Below are 1,589 nucleotides of genomic sequence, written 5' to 3'. Positions count from 1 at the left end.
TAGCTTAAGTCAAATTTTGAAGGTTATCATTGTACTTGAAATATGGTGTGAGGATTGGTTGTAATTAGCTAGGAGTATGTTTTTAAGTATTGTAGCACAAGATATCTTAGATACTTTGTGTTAACTTTAACAAATACTTACATTTTTACTCTCCAAATATCCTATTTCCTATTTTCGTAGATTGTAATTTTGCAATGAGAGCATCTAGAATCTATGCTTTCACTCTTAACTTATCTTTTACTTACAGTTAACACAAAGTCAACTTCCTTTACTTTTTATAGCCTTTTAATTTATTCCCTTTTCTCTTTTAATTTTTCTTCTGCTTGTGTTAAGTATCTTTGTGCTCTTTCTATATATTGGTCTGTGGTTTCTTTATCTTTTCTTAAGGCTTCTTCAATATATTTTTGTGTGATTCCTGTTGTATCTCTTGTTATGAATTCTAATGCTAAATTTTGTGCTAGTGATACATAATTTTTTATGTATTGCATTTCATTTTTTGCTTTTTGTATGTATGTTTTTGCTTTTTGCACATATTCTTGTGCATTTGGTTTTGCTACTTTTTGATAAAAATCTGTTAAATATATTTTTGATATTATCATATTTGTTATTGATAGTACTGATACGTACATTGTGAGTAATGTTTCTCTTGCTATATCTATTATCTTGTAACGGATTTCTGCTAGCATTTCGTATATTATTGCATTTATTGTATATTCTTGTATTGACTCGAATGCTTCTGTGTTTTTTGCTAATTCTGAATATTTTTGTACTTCTTTTGCATATTTTCTTATGGTTTCTTCGTCACTTTGTGTTTTTGTTGTGTGTGTTTCTGCGTCTGATTCTAAGATTATATATTGGTATATGTATTCTTGGTATAATTCTGAGTATTCTTGTGTTGCAAATCTTTGGTATATTTTTGATTGTGGGTTTTGGCCGTCTGATAATAGTGTTTTTATTCTTTTATGTAATTCTTTTATTTTTTCTGTTTGTCTTGCTATTTGTTGTTCTATTATTGGTGTTATCATTGTTATTGCTTTTGATGTCAACATTTTTGATGTTTTGTTTATTATTAATTTTGGGTTTTTTTCTACTTCTGTTAAATAGCTTTCTAATTCTGTTGCATTATATGGCATAAGTTCTTTTGCCATTGTTATGAATTTTTTTGCTTTTAATATAAGGTTGTATTTTGGTTTAATACTTTCTTCTGTTCTTTGTTGATGTGTTAAATCTTCAGGATTTTTTGCAACACTTGTTCTTGTTTGATGTGTTGAATCTTCAGTATTTTTTACAGCATTTGTTCTTGTTTGATGTGTTGAATCTTCAGTATTTTTTGCAGCATTTGTACTGCAACAAAAAAGTAGTAGTAAATTACACAGTAACGAGTGTTTTATACATTTTGTCATATAATATTCTCCTTATTTTAAGTGTTTTCATTATATATTAGTTATTTGATTCCGTATATATATACTTTTGAATTTTTATTTCTTTTGTAAAGTTTCGTGTTTTGTTATAAAGTTTATGTTAAACAAAATTAATTTTTGTTAACTTATTGTTAACTAAGAAGGTTAAAGTGTTATGAGTAAAGTAAA

General features: G+C 26.6%; 1 protein-coding gene. It reads right to left on the bottom strand.

The genetic code is table 11. The features are described 5' to 3' along the window. Positions 1-290: 290 nt before the first annotated feature. The gene (locus U881_RS0101765) at positions 291-1,403 is read right to left on the bottom strand and encodes a hypothetical protein (protein ID WP_024653059.1); all 1,113 of its coding nucleotides are present in this window, start codon (positions 1,401-1,403) and stop codon (positions 291-293) included. Between the last annotated feature and the right edge of the window lie 186 nt (positions 1,404-1,589).

The sequence above is a fragment of the Borrelia persica No12 genome (assembly GCF_000500045.1).
GTDB classification, from domain to species: Bacteria; Spirochaetota; Spirochaetia; order Borreliales; family Borreliaceae; genus Borrelia; species Borrelia persica.
Note: the sequence above shows the minus strand (reverse complement) of the source record. Positions and strands in the feature narration are given on the sequence as shown.